The following is a 14,848-nucleotide window of genomic DNA, read 5'->3' on the forward strand; positions in this document are numbered from 1 at the left end:
TTTAATCGAGAAAGTGGTGCTTATCAGGGTAAACGGATGATACGAGGTGGACGGCCAAAAATTAGAACCGCAATGTATATGGCAATGATGTCAGCTATCCAATGTAACCCTAAATTTAAAGCTATATATCATCGGCTAGTCGCGGCAGGGAAACCTAAAAAAGTTGCTATTATTGCCTGTATAAGAAAGCTTATAGTAATCATAAATTCTATGGTGAGGGATGGTGTCATGTGGGATCCTAAAATGGTTTGAAATTAGGAATTGACACCATAGTCACTTGTTATATTTACTAAGTTTAGTTCTTTAAATATTAACATTTTAATCCTTTAATTTTTATCCTTTAGTAACTATACCACTCACTATGTGGCCCCTTCAAGGGAACATTAGCTGAATTTTATTCCATTTATATTATTCCTTTTCTATCAATATTTGTCAGTAAGCATTGGCAACTGTGTAAGTTTGATCGTCACAGTGCTTATATTTATTTTAAAAAGTAATTACCTGACTATAAATTAATTAAGCGAATTTATATAAAATAGAAGTGATATTTCATCCTATAATATCTTGTTGTTTTAAGTAGGTCTCAGCCTCATTAGTATGGGGCTTAAATGCTTTCCAACGGCCAATTGCTTTATTGTTGAGTGGTTGGCGTACTTGCACCTTGCTTGCGGTAGAAACCGGAGCGGTATTTAAGTGAAAATCTATACATTGTTCTTGCCACTCTAAGTTACAAAAGCTGACTAACTCTTTTATTTGTTGCTCGGGCTGTGCGACTAACTCTTCGTATTTTACTAATTTTATATTGTTGTGTTGCATGCTGAAGTGCTGCATTAGCTTGTAAAAACGGCTGTAAAATTTTGCAGTGTCGAGTAAATCGAGCGAGTACGCGTAGTAGGGGTTATTAATGGTAAATAACTGGCGATAGTTACCAATACACGTGTCCATAGGGTTGCGCAGCATGCAAATAATCTTAGCGTTTGGTAGTGCTTTGGTTATTAAGTCGATATAAAAAAAGTTAAACGGGAGCTTATCAATAAAGTGCTTATGGCTGCCTGTTATTACGCGTGTTGCGTTTAAATAGGTTGACCCAAGCTGATTAAAATCAAGCTCGTAGGCTTTACTGAGTGTTTGAGTGTCGAGTACATGCGGTGTTTGCGTTTGGCTTAGCTTTTTAACACTTAGGCCAAAGTCTTGTAATTCACCGGCTGATTGCACGTCGCTGTGGCTCGATAAAATACGCTCAACCAATGTGGTGCCAGAGCGGGGCATGCCTAATACAAAAATAGGCTCTGCCGTTGGGTTACCTTGTACTCGCGCTTGTGTGTGCTGTTCACTTAAGAGTTTAATATGTTCAAATAACTCAGTTGAGCTTTTATGATCAAACGGCTGTACAGCACGTTTTGCTACTTTACCTTGCTCTAACGCGGTAAAAGCGTCTGAAAACTCACCAATATCTTGATACTCTTTAGCTAAAGCATGGCCAATATGCAGTTTTGCATCGGGGTGTGTTACTTGCTCAAACACGTTTTTTAAGCGTTCAATATGATTGTTTTGTGTACTTACTTTAGTTAAATCACTTAATGCAAAATGACTTTGATGGTGCAGCTGGTTAAGCGCTATGGCATTTTCAAAAGCGTGTTGGGCTTTATCAAATAGCCCTAAAAACTTAGCACTTACACCGTAGTTATAATAAAACGGTGGTTGAGCTTTGTTAGCTGCTGTAGACAGTGTAATAGCGCGCTCAAAGTAGTTAAGTGCTTGCTCGTGAATACCTGCTTGAGTAAGTGCAACGCCGAGTGTGTCGGCATCAAGTGCTTTAGTTATTTGCTTTAATGGCACCGATAGTGCGGTGTTTTTTGCTTTTTGTAATTCGCCAGTAAGTGCGTAACATTTAGCAAGTTGCGCGGTATATTCAATACTTTTGCTAAGGGTGAGGGCTTTTTCGATGAGCTTTATTGCTTTGTGTATTTGCCCAACAGTTAAATTAACCATGGCCAGCAAAAAATACCCATCAGCAAAGTCTGGTTTGAGTGTAACTAACTCCACTAGGGCTTTGTGTGCTTGCTCTATTTTACCTTGGTTTAGGGAGTGTATTGCGCTTTGATGAAGTTGCTTTAAATTTGGCTGCATGGTTTTTGGTAATTATTTTGTGAAAGAAAATAAAAAGGCTCAAATAAATTTGAGCCTTAAAACATTGTTTAAAAATTACTATAAATTATATTTCAAATTTGTAGTTAAATTTAACACCTACCGTAAGCGGGCGATTAATGTAATGGCCGTAGTTACGTTGTATGTCGGCACCATTTGCTGATGTTATATCGGCATCTGAACGACGAACGGATGTAACCGCGTATTTGTTGAATAGGTTATCAACATATAGGGTAGTTGACCATGCATCAGCTGTTAATTTAGCTGATATATTACTTAAGCTGTAACCTGGTAGTGTTTCGCCGTTATCACGAAGCCCTACTCTTGAAAGCACGTCGCTTTGCGCAGTTAAACCGTAGTTAATATCAAGCGTTTTGTCGTTAAACACGTCTGTTTGATAGTTTACACCCATCGAAAATTGATTTTCAGGTGAGCCTGGTAAACGGTCGCCGTCTTCTGCGCCATCGGTACCATCGGCATTAAACAAAAATGGTGCGTCTGATGTTAGCTCTGCTTTTGTGTAGGCATAAGTTGCGTAAACTGAAAACGAGTCAGATAAAATGGCACGGGTCGAAATTTCTACCCCTTTTGCATTAGCGCTGCCTGCGTTTGAAAGGTACGTTAATTGACCTATATCTGTAGCGCCAGTGATTTGCGCATCATCCCAATCTACGTTAAATAACGCGGCGTTAAAGTGTAGCTGGCTTCTAAACCATGTACTTTTAAAGCCTAGCTCGTAGTTTGTTGTGGTGTCGGCTTCATATAATAATTCGTCAGGTTTACCACAACCTGTTTGTTGATCCTCAACAATTGGATCAGGACAAGACACTAAACCGTTTGAACCACCAATTCTAAAGCCTTCACTTACTGTTACATAACCCATTACTGAATCAGTAAATTGATATTTAGCATTAAATTTAAATAAGTTACCGTTATCGCCAGCGTCATCTTTTTCGTATGCAACGGTGATGTCGTCAGGACCCGCACCACCGTACAATGTATTGGCTAGTGGGAAGTCAAAAGCTGCTTGCGACTCTACATCGTATTCGTAAAAACGGGCACCAATGGTAATATCTAATTTGTCGGTTACTTGATAACCAACTTCACCAAATAGTGCAGACTCAGTGACTTTACTTTTTGTAAGCTCTAAGTATTCTAATGAGTCAGGTCTTAGCTGCTCGCCACCAAAGTTATCAATAGCGAATTGGTCAAACCCAGGGGTAAACTCTCGGCTTGACGCTTCGGTTTCTGTTTTGTTGTAAAAGCCACCCACAATCCAGTTAAAGTCGCTGTCGCCTTGCGACACTAAGCGAATTTCTTGAGTGAAGGTATCTTCTTCGTCTATTTCACGGGTAAACGTTGAAAACGAAGGGAATTCTTCATAGCCGTAATCAAGACGAATAAGTAAGTCTGTTTGATCGCGTTGACCGTCGGCATCAAAGCTCGAAATACCGGTTGCCGATACTAGCTCTGCAAAACCTAAATCGGCTTTTAGTTCAAGGCTTAGTAATTGATCTTTTTTCTCGCGCGGCTCTTCAAAGCGATAAGCTGACTCGTATTTACCTATTACGTCGCTTAAACCGTTGTTTGCATTAAGGCTATTGTAATGAACAATCGAGCGGCCTTCACTGTCTTGGTTTTGATAAAAGTAGTTAAGCGTACCTTCAAACGATTCATTTGGTTTAAAGCGAACAGAAATACGACCTGTAGTGGTGGTTTCGCCGTTGGCGTCTTTTACATTTTTAAGGTTGTTATTAACTGCTGAGCTATCGCTCCAATCTGGATCTGGCAGTGATACGCCAGATTCACGCACTACATAACCGTAATCGATAAAACCGGGGTCTTCATATACGTTTAAGCTGGCGCGTACTGCTAATTTATCTTCAATAATAGGAAGGTTAAATATAAAACCGCCTTCGCCACCTAAAGAGTCACTTTCTTTTGTTTGAAACAGGTCGCCGTAAACTTCAAGAGATGTAAAATCAAGCTCAGGCTGTTTAAGCATGTAGCGAATTGCACCGCCTAATGTGCCTGCACCATAAAGGGTGCCTTGTGGCCCAATTAATACTTCAACACGCTCAATATCTACTAGGCGCATATCTACCGAAACAGGAATTTCGTTAATGTAAGTAGATACTGTGCCGCCATCTGATGATGGACCAGACGAGTTTGTATTTAAACCACGAACAATAATAGGCGAGCCTGAGCGCCCACCTTGATCGGTAATTGTTAAACCAGGTACCCAGCGCGCTACATCCGCAAGCTCACTGATATTTTGATCTTTCATTATATCAGCATCAAGGGCTGTAATATTTAGCGGTGCATTTTGCACCGAGCCGCTGCGCCTTGTTGCTGTAACTTCAATTACTTCGAGTGATTTGTTTTTAGCTGCAACTTCTTCTTGAGCAAGTGCGGCATTAGGCAATAAAAATACGCTAGAAACAGCGCTCGAAATAGCCAAGGTTAACAAGCTTGGTTTAAACATAAAAAGTGATCCCCAGTTCAAATGTTTTACATTAGTAAATTAAGTTAAGCAGTTTATCAGGGAGTGAAGTAGCTGGGAATATTTAAATTGAATTTTAATTCACTTTTATAGAATAAATATAGCTTGTTTTCGGGGTTTTTATTTGGTTAATAGGCAATACAAGCAATAGCTTAGTGGAATTAGGTACAGTTAGATTAAAAATTAAACCCTTGTTTAAAGGTAAATAGTCATTCGTATTTTAAAGGTGGTGTTATGACGTGCTCGTTAAACAAATTATTACATTAAAATTAATATTTCATAATGTCATTACTTATACTTTTATTAGCACTATTAAAGTGTATTTTGATCCCCATTAAGGATGTTAAGTCGCCATTATTAGTGACAGTTTAAGTTATTGAGTGAGCGTGTTTGATTGCCGCTTCGTATTCTCTTTTTTATTTTGTCCGCACTTTTTTGTGCGTGTTTTTAAGGATTAACAATGAGCCAACTATTTTCGCCTTTATCACTTGGGCAAGTAACGTTAGATAACCGTATTATTATTGCACCCATGTGCCAGTATTCAGCAAACAATGGCGCTGCTAGCGATTGGCATACTATTCATTTAGGCCAATTGAGTTTAAGCGGTGCTGGGTTACTTATTTTAGAAGCAACAGCAGTAAACCCTGAAGGGCGTATTAGCTACGGCGATTTGGGGCTTTGGAATAACGAAACCCAACAAGCACTAGGCAAAAGCCTAAAAGCAGTAAGGCAATACAGCCCTATGCCTATTGGTATTCAGTTAGCGCATGCTGGACGCAAAGCATCAACTGAAAAACCATGGGACGGTGGCGATGCCATTGCACCTGATGATGTAAATGGCTGGCAAACGCTCGCACCTTCGGCAATTGCGTACGACGCTAACAGCCCAGTGCCAAAAGCAATGAGCCAATCTGACATAGATTCACTAATTAAAGATTTTGTAAGTGCAGCTAAACGCGCTGATGAACTCGGCCTTGATTTAATCGAGCTTCATGGTGCGCACGGTTACCTGTTACACCAGTTTTTGTCGCCACTTTCAAACAAGCGAGATGACAACTACGGTGGCAGCCTAGAAAACAGAATGCGCTTATTACTTGATGTGTTTAAAGCGGTAAGAGCGGTATTCCCCAGTAATAAAGCAGTGGGTGTGCGTATTTCGGCAACCGATTGGGTTGAAGGTGGCTGGGATTTAGATCAATCGATAGTGCTTAGTAAAGCGCTTGATGAACTAGGTTGTGATTTTATTCATGTAAGTACGGCGGGCCTAAGCCCAGAGCAACAAATACCAGTTAAACCTAATTTCCAGGTACCGTTTGCAACAGCCATAAAAGAAGCGGTTAAAATGCCTGTTATAGCGGTGGGTTTAATTACACAGGCGCAACAAGCCGAAGATATTATTAGTGAGCAGCAAGCCGATGGCGTAGCACTTGCGCGTGGCATTTTATATAACCCGCACTGGCCGTGGCATGCAGCTGCAGAGCTTGGCGCTACAGTAACTGCACCTAAACAGTATTTACGCTCAAGCCCACATGGGCAGCCATCACCAATAAAATAAAGTTTAGTTTTTTGTAGAAACCCAACCCGCGTTTGCGGGTTGGGTTTTATTATTTTTATAAAGTAGAGACACACATGACCCAAACAGGCGTTTCAGCGCAACCTCTTAGCAATACACTCGTTACTATTATTGCTTTGTGTTGCGGTCTTATTGTTGCCAATATTTATTACGCTCAACCTATTATTGAGTTACTTGCCCCAGAAGTTGGATTAAGTGCGCACAGTGCTAGCCTTATCGTATCGCTTACACAAATAGGCTACGCTTTGGGGTTGTTTTTTTTAGTACCACTAGCTGATTTAGTTGAAAATAAAAAGCTTATGTTGGTCACTCTTGGTGTGTCGTTTTTGAGTTTAGTGGGTACGGCACTTGCTAATTCACCTAATGTAATGCTTATTTTGTGTTTGATGATAGGTATAAGTTCGGTTTCTGTTCAGGTGCTTATTCCACTTGCTGCGCATTTATCGTCTGACGAAAAACGCGGACAAGTTCTTGGTAATATTATGGCGGGTTTGTTGTTAGGTATTTTGCTAGCAAGACCTATATCGAGCTTAATAGCCGATCACTTTGGTTGGCGCGCTGTATTTTACTTTGCAGCAGGGTGTATGGTGTTTATTGCTGGTGTAATTTATTTTGCTATTCCAAGTAGGCAACCAACCCATAAAACAACGTATTTTAAGTTATTAAAATCGCTGAAACAATTAATGATAAGCCAGCCAGTGCTGCGCCAACGTTCACTTTTTCAAGCGTTAATGTTTGCATCGTTCAGCTTATTTTGGACGAGCGTACCGGTTGTGCTTGCCCGTGAGTATGGTTTATCCCAATCAGAAATAGCATTGTTTGCACTAGTGGGCGCCGCAGGTGCTGTAGCAGCTCCTATTGTTGGGCGTTTGGCTGATAAGGGCTATACGCATCAGTTATCGTTACTGGCCAAACTCATTGCAGCACTGTGCTTTTTACCAAGCTTATTTGAGTTACCTTACGGCATTATAGTATTGGCATTAACCGGTGTGTTTATTGATTTTTCTGTGCAGGCCAATATGGTATTGGGTCAACGTGCAGTGTACGCACTAGAACCACAAAGCCGTGCGCGTTTAAACGCTATTTATATGACTAGCATATTTGTAGGTGGCGCAGTAGGCTCGCTTATTGCCAGCCCATTATATGAAGTGGGTGGTTGGACTGGTATTGCACTGGTGGCTACGGGTATGCCGCTTATTTCGTTGATTGGTTATTTGGTTACAACTAAAAAGCAAAGTAAGGCTGTGAGTTAAAAAATTACCGGATACAACACAATAAAGTCACCATGTTGTATGGTGATTTTATTGTGTTGTTTAGGTTAGTTTGGTAGTTAACTAAGTAGCCTGTTTTTTTGCGTTTGAAAACGAGCTACCAACAGATGCAATAATTACAAGCAAAATAGCGAGCCACTGCCATAAAGTAAGCAATTCACCCAGTATAATAAACCCTGCGAGCGAAGCTATTGCAGGCTCTAAACTCATCATTACGCTAAACCCTTGTGAAGGCATGTTACGCAGTGCAACCATTTCAAGTGTGTAAGGCAGTGCGCTTGATAAAATAGCAATACCAATACCCAGTGGGATAATTTCCCATGTAAACGCGGGGCTTTGCATAATGCCACCGTAAGGCACTAGCACTATAGCGGCAACAGTCATGCCCAATGCGACAGTGGCTCCACCAGAGCTTTGTGTGCCGGTTTTTTTACCAAATAATATATAACCTGCCCAACATGCACCGGCACCAAGCGCAAGCGCTACACCTAATGGATCAAGGCTATCTTGCCCGCTCATATCAGGAAGCAGAAGCAAAATACCAGCAATAGCACAGGCAACCCAAAATAAATCACGTTTGCGGCGTGATGAAAATAAGGCAACAGCAAGCGGGCCTGTAAATTCAAGTGCTACACCAATGCCTAGTGGAATGCGTTCAATAGCGTAATAAAACAAAATGTTCATGCCGCCTAAACTTAAACCATACACAATTATAGGAATACGATTACCCGTAGTGGGTAAGTGTTTCCAAGGTTTAAACACTAAGCAAAGTATAAAGGCAGAAAAACCAAGCCTAAGGGCCGTCGTACCCTCAGGGCCAACAATTGGAAAAAGCTGTTTTGCAAACGACGCGCCCGTTTGAATGGTCATCATGGCAAGCAATACACACACGATAGCCAGTAAATAACTTTTTGAAGATGCTTGCATTTTTATCCTTGAGTTGAGTAACTCTATCAATTAGTTATGTAATGCAGGGAGTATAAAAGCTAAACCCACCCGATATTAATGGCGGCATAGTATCTTTTTTTAAATTTATAGGTAAGTGTTTGCGACCAAAAATAACGTAATAAAAAGTATATTAAATAGGGAAGGTAAATAAAGTAAGAGGTAAAGTTAGCAAACAGGCGTTTGCTAACTTTAATCAGTTGATTAAAAGGCCTTAGTGGGCACTTTTATTAACTAAGCCATCAAGCGAGTAGAGGCCTCGTTTTTCATCATTTTTGCGTTTAATTTCTTCAAGTGCACGCGATTCTACAGCGTCAAATAAAGCATTAATTAAGCGGTTAAAATGTTTGTGCATTGCACTGCGCGCTGCATTTGCATCATGCGACTTTAGGGCTGTATAAATAGCGGTGTGTTCATCCATAACGCACTCGTTATTGTTTTTACACACACTGCCATAGTCAGCAACAATTTGTGGATTTGTTAAACGTAAATCCCACAAGTTAGACACTGCAAATTCAAGTGCTTTATTACGCGTTGCTCTAGCTATAATTTCGTGGAACTCACGATCGGCTTGCTCAACATACAGGCCTTTTTCCATAGCAATTAATGTTTTATTTAGTTGCTCTAGTTCTTCTTCTGTAATGCTTTGAGCAGCTAGAGCGGCAATTTCGCCTTCAATTAATGCGCGAGCTTGAGTAAGTTCAAATGCACTGATCTCTTTTGATTTTATAGATGCATTTTTTTGTTCTACTACGTAAACACCAGAGCCAGTTTTAACTTCAACTCGGCCACGTACTTCTAATGCGATAATAGCTTCTCTAATGGTAGGGCGGCTTACATCAAACATTTCTGCAAGTTCACGTTCAGGTGGTAAACGACTCCCAGCAGAAAATTCGCCTTGATTTATTAAAGACTCAATTTTATCAACTATGCGCCAAAATAAGCGACGATTACCCATACTTTACCTTCATTACCTTAAGGAATAATGGCCTCTGGGGCCTATAAGTCAAAACCAACTGTTAATATCAGAGGTTACCTTAAAATTCACTATTATGTCAAAATTCTAACGCGATGTTAGGGTTAAAAACCACTATACACCAACGGTTGCATTCTTGTATTACCAATTTAGTTTAAAATAATGTAATTGGCCAGCTTGATTGGTAATGTTTTTATGTGTTAGGTTAGATTTAAGGTTATTGAGTAATAAATATTGGTAATAAACCGAGTTGGGTTGTCAGTGTTAAGTTTGTTGTAGAAGTATTTGATTGCCCATGGATGGGGATCGCTATTTTAAAGTGTTTTGTAAAATGTGTCGTTGTACGAGAGCTATTTAAGCTTTCTTCTGGGCGTTAGCTGTCGTTGGTTAACGCCCATATTTTATTTAATTAGTCGTTAGGGTACACAACCCCAAGCTGTTTGCGCGCTTCATCAAGAACGCTCATTACGTTACTGGCTAAAATGTGCGTATTAACAGGTGACTCAAGGATATTTTGCTTCACTAATGACATGAAATGCTCAACTTCGTATTTCATAAAGTGCTCATCAAACGGCTGGGATATAATCTCTACATCACCATTATTAGCAATAAATTCCACTTTTTTAAGTTGCGATACGGCTTCTATACGTATGCGCCCAAGCTCGCCTTGTATTTCGGTTATGTTGTCGCCTTGCGATATTTTGGAGTAACTAATAACGGCTTGTTTATCTGCATAGTTTAGTAATACATCGCCCGCACCATCTACACCAGTATCGAGCAATACGCCACTGGCACTCACGCTTTTTGGTGCCCCCCAAAGTGCAATTAATAAATACAGCGGGTAAATCCCTAAATCAACTAAAGCACCATTTGCAAACTCGGGTAAAAATGTGTTTGGGCGTTCTCCATTTTTATACTTATCGTAACGCGATGAGTATTGACTGTACTGGCCAATATATTTACGTGGTGTGCCAATTTTTACCATTGCCTGTTGTAGCTGTTCATAGTTAGGCAAGTGAGAGGTCATCATGGCTTCCATGTAAAGGCGCTGATGCTTTTTTGCTGTAGCTATAATGCTTGCAAGCTCTTTAGAATTGGCAGCTGATGGTTTTTCGCCAAGGACATGTTTACCCGCTTCTAGACACATAACGGCATATTGTTTGTGTAAGCTATTAGGGGCGGCTATGTAGACAGCATCGACATTTTGATCTTGGCAAACTTGCTCGATTGAGGTGAAAATTTTTGCTTGTGCATTTTGTGGGTGTTTGGCTAAAAATGCTTCGCCGCTAGATACTGCGCGCGAGCACACCCCATATAAATTAAAATCGTTTAACGTATTTGCAGCGGCTAACAATGTGTCGCTAATAAAATTGGTGCCAACAATAACAAAGTTCATGCTCACTCCTTAGCTTAAATAAAAATAATAAGAGTATTTAGTTTAACATTTTTTTAGTTCTATATGCTCGAGGAGAACATCCAAACCAGCGTTTAACATTAACACTTAGTGTTGCTTGTTCCTGATATCCTAAAAGCTCAGATATGGTTGAGATTGTAAATTGGTTTTGCGCTAAATAGTGTGCAGCTAAAGCGCGGCGAGTGGCATCTTTTAGTTTTACAAAACTCGTATTATGTTTGATAAGTTCTCGATGCAGAGTACGCGGGTGCATACCCAGCGCAGCTGAAATAGTTTGGTTACTACATTGATAAATAGGAAGCATAGGCCTAATTAGCGCACTAACTTGGTTGGGCAACGGTTGTGTGTGTTCTTTGTTTTTTGCCAAGAAGTTTAGCGCTGCTTGTACTTTATTTAGTTTAGGGTGATCAAGCTCAAGAGTTAAATCACTTTTTGAGATTACAATGCCAGCGCTGTTGCGATGCTCTATAACGTTACAACCAAAGTAAGTGTTATAGGCACGAGTATTAGTACTTAACTTTTTTGGCAAAAATATATTAATTGGTTTACAGCGGTTATTACTCAGCTTTTTAATAACAGCTAATGCTAAACCAATGGTTAGCTCAATGACTTGGTTTATGTGCGGTAATGGTTTTAAATTAATTTCGAATGATAAAAACAAGCTTTTATCATTCTCTAAAGGGTGCGAGTTTAAGCTAAGTGCAGGGCTGTGTAAGTGAAGGTATTTAATAACCCAATTAAGTGCATCACCTAAATTAGTACTACTTTTGGCAGCTATTGCAATATGTCCTAAAATATCAAAATTTTGTCTACTTGCGAGCTTAAGGCCAAAACTAGAGCAATTGAACTTACAAGCACAGTACTCTAAAAGCTCAGCGTAATCTCGATAAGATAAATATTGGTTATCGAGATTTTTAAAGTCAACGTTATTAATATTACAGCTTTGCATTATTTCATGCGGATCGCCGCCAAATTCGCTAATTAGCGTGTCTATACCTTGTAATGACGTGGCTCTGATTAGGCTGCTCATGGTTAACCCCAAATAAGTGATGTCTAAAAATATCAAGTTTTATTGGGTTTTTCTATGCACTATTACTGTTAAGGCCATTTAAAACTTTTATGAAGGTACACCATGAACAATATAACATTTGATTACATTGTGATTGGCGCAGGCAGTGGCGGCTGCGTTATGGCATCGCGATTGTCTGAGGATAAAAATGTCAGTGTGTGTTTAATTGAAGCTGGCGGCAGCGATAAAAATGCATTTGTGCAAATGCCAGCTGGCATAGCAGCGAGTGTGCCTTATGGCATAAATAGCTGGCATTACAATACGGTGCCACAAAAAGAGCTTAATAACCGCTGTGGTTTTGTGCCGCGCGGCAAAGTATTGGGTGGGTCAAGCTCTACCAATGCAATGGTTTATATTCGCGGTAACAAATACGATTACGATAATTGGGCACAGCTTGGTAATGAAGGCTGGGATTTTAAGAGTTTACTCCCGTACTTTATTAAATCTGAGAACAATAAAGCGTTTATAAATAATGAGCTGCACGGAACAAAAGGTCCGCTACATGTACAAGAGCTAAGTAACCCAAGCAATGTAAACCAATATTTTTTAAATGCCTGTGCTGAGCAGAGCGTTAATTTAAGCGACGATATAAATGGCAAAGAGCAAAGCGGCGCGCGTTTATCGCAGGTAACTCAGCACAATGGCGAGCGTTGTAGTGCAGCAAAAGCATATTTAACACCGTATTTAAACCGCCCGAATTTAACGGTATTAACCCATAGCCACGTTAATAAAATAAATGTAACCAATAAGATAGCGCAAGGTGTGCAAATAGAGCGCAATAAAGAGGCTATTAATTTACGTGCTAAAAAAGAGGTAATACTCAGTGCTGGCGCTATTAATTCGCCGCAAATATTAATGCTTTCGGGTATTGGCCCAAAAGAGCAGTTAAGTGCACATAACATTAAGGTTCAGCACGTACTTGAAGGTGTTGGCGCTAATTTACAAGATCACTTAACGGTAGTGCCACTTTATAAATCAAAAACAAGTAAAGGCACATTTGGTATAAGCCCGCATGGCATTGCCAGCATTTTAAAAGGATGCGTTAACTGGTTTAGTAAACGAGAAGGGCGATTAACCAGTAATTTTGCAGAGTCGCACGCGTTTATTAAATTATTTGAAGGCTCGCCAGCGCCCGATGTGCAGCTAGAATTTGTAATTGGGCTGGTGGACGATCATAGTCGTAAATTACACACTGGGCATGGTTACAGTATACACAGCAGTATTATGCGCCCTAAAAGCCGAGGCACGATTACATTAGCAGATAACAACCCGCGTAGTGCACCACTTATTGACCCTAATTACTTAAGCCACCCAGATGATTTAACTGTAATGCTTGCAGGCCTTAAAAAAACACTCGCTATTATGCAAAGCAACGCTTTTGATAACATACGCGGTAAAATGCTCTACCCGCTTGATATAAATAATGATGAGCAGCTAATTGAGTTTATACGCCAAACTGCAGATACCGAATATCACCCGGTCGGGACATGTAAAATGGGGCAAGACTCAATGGCAGTGGTAGATACTAATTTACGAGTACACGGGGTAAGTAACTTACGCGTAGTTGATGCGTCGATTATGCCTACTATTATTACCGGCAACACAAATGCGCCGGTAATTGCGATTGCTGAAAAAGCGGCTGATTTAATTAAACACGAAAACGTATAATTGAATTAACAATAGCAGGGCTATTAATTAGCGATAAAACTCATTTAGCCATTGTTGCCAATCGCTTTCAAGATGTAGCATTTGCTGATGCTTTTTAGCGTTTAGATGCTTGGCTTCGTCCTCGCTTGCCACATAAGGCCCAACGCGGCATAGGGGGCAATGGTTAGATGTTAAGTATGCAGGCTTTGTAAGGCGTGAGCTTAATTCGCTAGTATGTTTATCGAGACTTTTTGGGCTGAAAACGTAAGTTATGCCGCTTGTGTCTTTAACGTGTTTATCGCGGTCAACATTACGAATTTTATAACCTTCAAAATGGCTAATATCAAATGGGATTTGGCCTAAGTAATCTGCGGTTAAACCGTTATTTAAACTCCCCTCTATATTCCATTCTCGATAAGGTTTTACATCCTTTGAGGTGATGTAACAAAGCATTGGCCCATTTTTATCAAGCGCGTATTCGTTAGCGTATTTAATAAATTGGTGCAGTAAAGCGCGGTTTAATACGTTCATACTGGTTTGGCGCGTGTTGTTTTCAAACGCTTCTCGGCCAACAAATGCAGGTATAAGCGGAAACTGAAAAATAACCACATCAAAGCTGTGCTGGTTTTCACTTAGAGCTTGCCAACATGCATGGTTTGTTACATCAAAACTATTAAGTACCTCAACGTTATGCGCTTTTAAGTTGCTAAGTGCATTGTGCTGGTATTTTTGCTCAATAGTAGTTTGGTCATCGTAAGTGGATGCAACCAAAGCTTTTGGCGATAGATGAGTGTAAATAGCGTTCGAAAACGATAAATCGCCATCGCCTACGGTGAGTATTCGCCATTGAGGATTTAAATACATATTTTATTTAGCGTTTATGTTTGTAGCAGTATTATTTATATCGCTATTTGTTTGTGAGTCTTTTGCTAGTAAACGATGAAACGCAAGTCTGGTTTTTAACCCTTCAATAGCGATTTGTTTAATAATAAGATTAAAGGTAATTAAAATGGCAAAGGCAATATGAATAGGGCCGTGAGTAAATCCTGCATCTGTATCGTACAGTGTTAAACCGAATAGCAAAAATAAGACGACTAAAAATATTTCGAGTAATTGACTTGAATAAAAGCTTAAACGACCTTCGCTTTTATGATCTTTTTTAATGCGAATAGCACAAAAAAATGGGATCACTTTGATTTTAAATGCAGCGTTTTTTTCTACGTAGTTTTCGCCAAGTTCGTCGAGTTGTTGGCGTAGTTGGTCAATCATGGTGTGTCCTCAAATAGCAGTGCGCGGATATTA

12 protein-coding genes are annotated in these 14,848 nt (G+C 39.9%); 4 read left to right on the forward strand and 8 right to left on the reverse strand.

Annotation, left to right across the window (positions count from 1 at the left end; translation table 11 throughout):
* Window positions 1-252 (forward strand): transposase (locus tag H5160_RS11190; RefSeq protein WP_182737466.1); only part of this gene is annotated, 252 nt, incomplete at its 5' end.
* A 297-nt stretch (window positions 253-549) separates the two neighbouring features.
* Here H5160_RS11190 and H5160_RS11195 read toward each other — a convergent pair.
* Entirely contained in the window at window positions 550-2,130 is a 1,581-nt protein-coding gene (locus H5160_RS11195; RefSeq protein ID WP_182737468.1) for a sulfotransferase, read from the reverse strand.
* Window positions 2,131-2,215: 85 nt separating this feature from the next.
* Window positions 2,216-4,633 (reverse strand): TonB-dependent receptor, encoded by a 2,418-nt coding sequence (locus H5160_RS11200; RefSeq protein WP_182737469.1) that lies wholly within the window; start codon window positions 4,631-4,633, stop codon window positions 2,216-2,218.
* A 478-nt stretch (window positions 4,634-5,111) separates the two neighbouring features.
* Here H5160_RS11200 and H5160_RS11205 point away from each other — a divergent pair, with 478 nt between their 5' ends.
* Both H5160_RS11205 and H5160_RS11210 read left to right on the forward strand, forming a co-directional pair.
* The gene (locus H5160_RS11205; RefSeq protein WP_182716290.1) at window positions 5,112-6,206 is read left to right on the forward strand and encodes an NADH:flavin oxidoreductase/NADH oxidase; all 1,095 of its coding nucleotides are present in this window, start codon (window positions 5,112-5,114) and stop codon (window positions 6,204-6,206) included.
* A gap of 74 nt (window positions 6,207-6,280) precedes the next feature.
* Window positions 6,281-7,477, forward strand: coding sequence for an MFS transporter (locus H5160_RS11210; protein WP_182716291.1), 1,197 nt, complete (start codon window positions 6,281-6,283; stop codon window positions 7,475-7,477).
* A gap of 81 nt (window positions 7,478-7,558) precedes the next feature.
* Here H5160_RS11210 and H5160_RS11215 read toward each other — a convergent pair whose 3' ends face one another.
* From H5160_RS11215 to H5160_RS11230, 4 genes are all read right to left on the reverse strand, one after another.
* Window positions 7,559-8,422 carry a DMT family transporter gene (locus H5160_RS11215; protein ID WP_182681551.1) on the reverse strand — a complete coding sequence of 288 codons (864 nt, stop codon included), beginning with the start codon at window positions 8,420-8,422 and terminating at the stop codon, window positions 7,559-7,561.
* A gap of 232 nt (window positions 8,423-8,654) precedes the next feature.
* Window positions 8,655-9,398: a FadR/GntR family transcriptional regulator gene (locus tag H5160_RS11220; RefSeq protein WP_002960591.1), complete on the reverse strand. Its 744-nt coding sequence runs from the start codon at window positions 9,396-9,398 to the stop codon at window positions 8,655-8,657.
* A gap of 427 nt (window positions 9,399-9,825) precedes the next feature.
* Entirely contained in the window at window positions 9,826-10,812 is a 987-nt protein-coding gene (locus H5160_RS11225; protein WP_182716292.1) for a Gfo/Idh/MocA family protein, read from the reverse strand.
* A 37-nt stretch (window positions 10,813-10,849) separates the two neighbouring features.
* Window positions 10,850-11,860, reverse strand: a complete 1,011-nt coding sequence (locus H5160_RS11230; protein WP_182716293.1) for an AraC family transcriptional regulator — start codon at window positions 11,858-11,860, stop codon at window positions 10,850-10,852.
* A 102-nt stretch (window positions 11,861-11,962) separates the two neighbouring features.
* On the opposite strand from H5160_RS11230, the gene H5160_RS11235 reads away from it, so the two are divergent.
* On the forward strand, window positions 11,963-13,567 hold the full coding sequence (locus H5160_RS11235) for a GMC family oxidoreductase (protein ID WP_182716294.1): 1,605 nt from the start codon (window positions 11,963-11,965) through the stop codon (window positions 13,565-13,567).
* A gap of 27 nt (window positions 13,568-13,594) precedes the next feature.
* Here the strand turns inward: H5160_RS11235 and H5160_RS11240 are convergent, their stop codons facing one another.
* Together H5160_RS11240 and H5160_RS11245 are read right to left on the reverse strand one after the other, a co-directional pair.
* Window positions 13,595-14,410 carry a class I SAM-dependent methyltransferase gene (locus H5160_RS11240; protein ID WP_182671071.1) on the reverse strand — a complete coding sequence of 272 codons (816 nt, stop codon included), beginning with the start codon at window positions 14,408-14,410 and terminating at the stop codon, window positions 13,595-13,597.
* A 3-nt stretch (window positions 14,411-14,413) separates the two neighbouring features.
* Window positions 14,414-14,815 carry a hypothetical protein gene (locus H5160_RS11245; protein ID WP_002960599.1) on the reverse strand — a complete coding sequence of 134 codons (402 nt, stop codon included), beginning with the start codon at window positions 14,813-14,815 and terminating at the stop codon, window positions 14,414-14,416.
* Window positions 14,816-14,848 lie beyond the last annotated feature (33 nt).

Source organism: Pseudoalteromonas sp. SG43-4, from assembly GCF_014164325.1.
GTDB classification, from domain to species: Bacteria; Pseudomonadota; Gammaproteobacteria; order Enterobacterales; family Alteromonadaceae; genus Pseudoalteromonas; species Pseudoalteromonas distincta.

Coding starts and splice junctions, on each gene's coding strand:
- H5160_RS11225 (WP_182716292.1), bottom strand. CDS start 10,812: ATGAACTTTGTTATTGTTGGCACCAATTTTATTAGCGACACATTGTTA.
- H5160_RS11220 (WP_002960591.1), bottom strand. CDS start 9,398: ATGGGTAATCGTCGCTTATTTTGGCGCATAGTTGATAAAATTGAGTCT.
- H5160_RS11215 (WP_182681551.1), bottom strand. CDS start 8,422: ATGCAAGCATCTTCAAAAAGTTATTTACTGGCTATCGTGTGTGTATTG.
- H5160_RS11200 (WP_182737469.1), bottom strand. CDS start 4,633: ATGTTTAAACCAAGCTTGTTAACCTTGGCTATTTCGAGCGCTGTTTCT.
- H5160_RS11240 (WP_182671071.1), bottom strand. CDS start 14,410: ATGTATTTAAATCCTCAATGGCGAATACTCACCGTAGGCGATGGCGAT.
- H5160_RS11210 (WP_182716291.1), top strand. CDS start 6,281: ATGACCCAAACAGGCGTTTCAGCGCAACCTCTTAGCAATACACTCGTT.
- H5160_RS11230 (WP_182716293.1), bottom strand. CDS start 11,860: ATGAGCAGCCTAATCAGAGCCACGTCATTACAAGGTATAGACACGCTA.
- H5160_RS11235 (WP_182716294.1), top strand. CDS start 11,963: ATGAACAATATAACATTTGATTACATTGTGATTGGCGCAGGCAGTGGC.
- H5160_RS11245 (WP_002960599.1), bottom strand. CDS start 14,815: ATGATTGACCAACTACGCCAACAACTCGACGAACTTGGCGAAAACTAC.
- H5160_RS11205 (WP_182716290.1), top strand. CDS start 5,112: ATGAGCCAACTATTTTCGCCTTTATCACTTGGGCAAGTAACGTTAGAT.
- H5160_RS11195 (WP_182737468.1), bottom strand. CDS start 2,130: ATGCAGCCAAATTTAAAGCAACTTCATCAAAGCGCAATACACTCCCTA.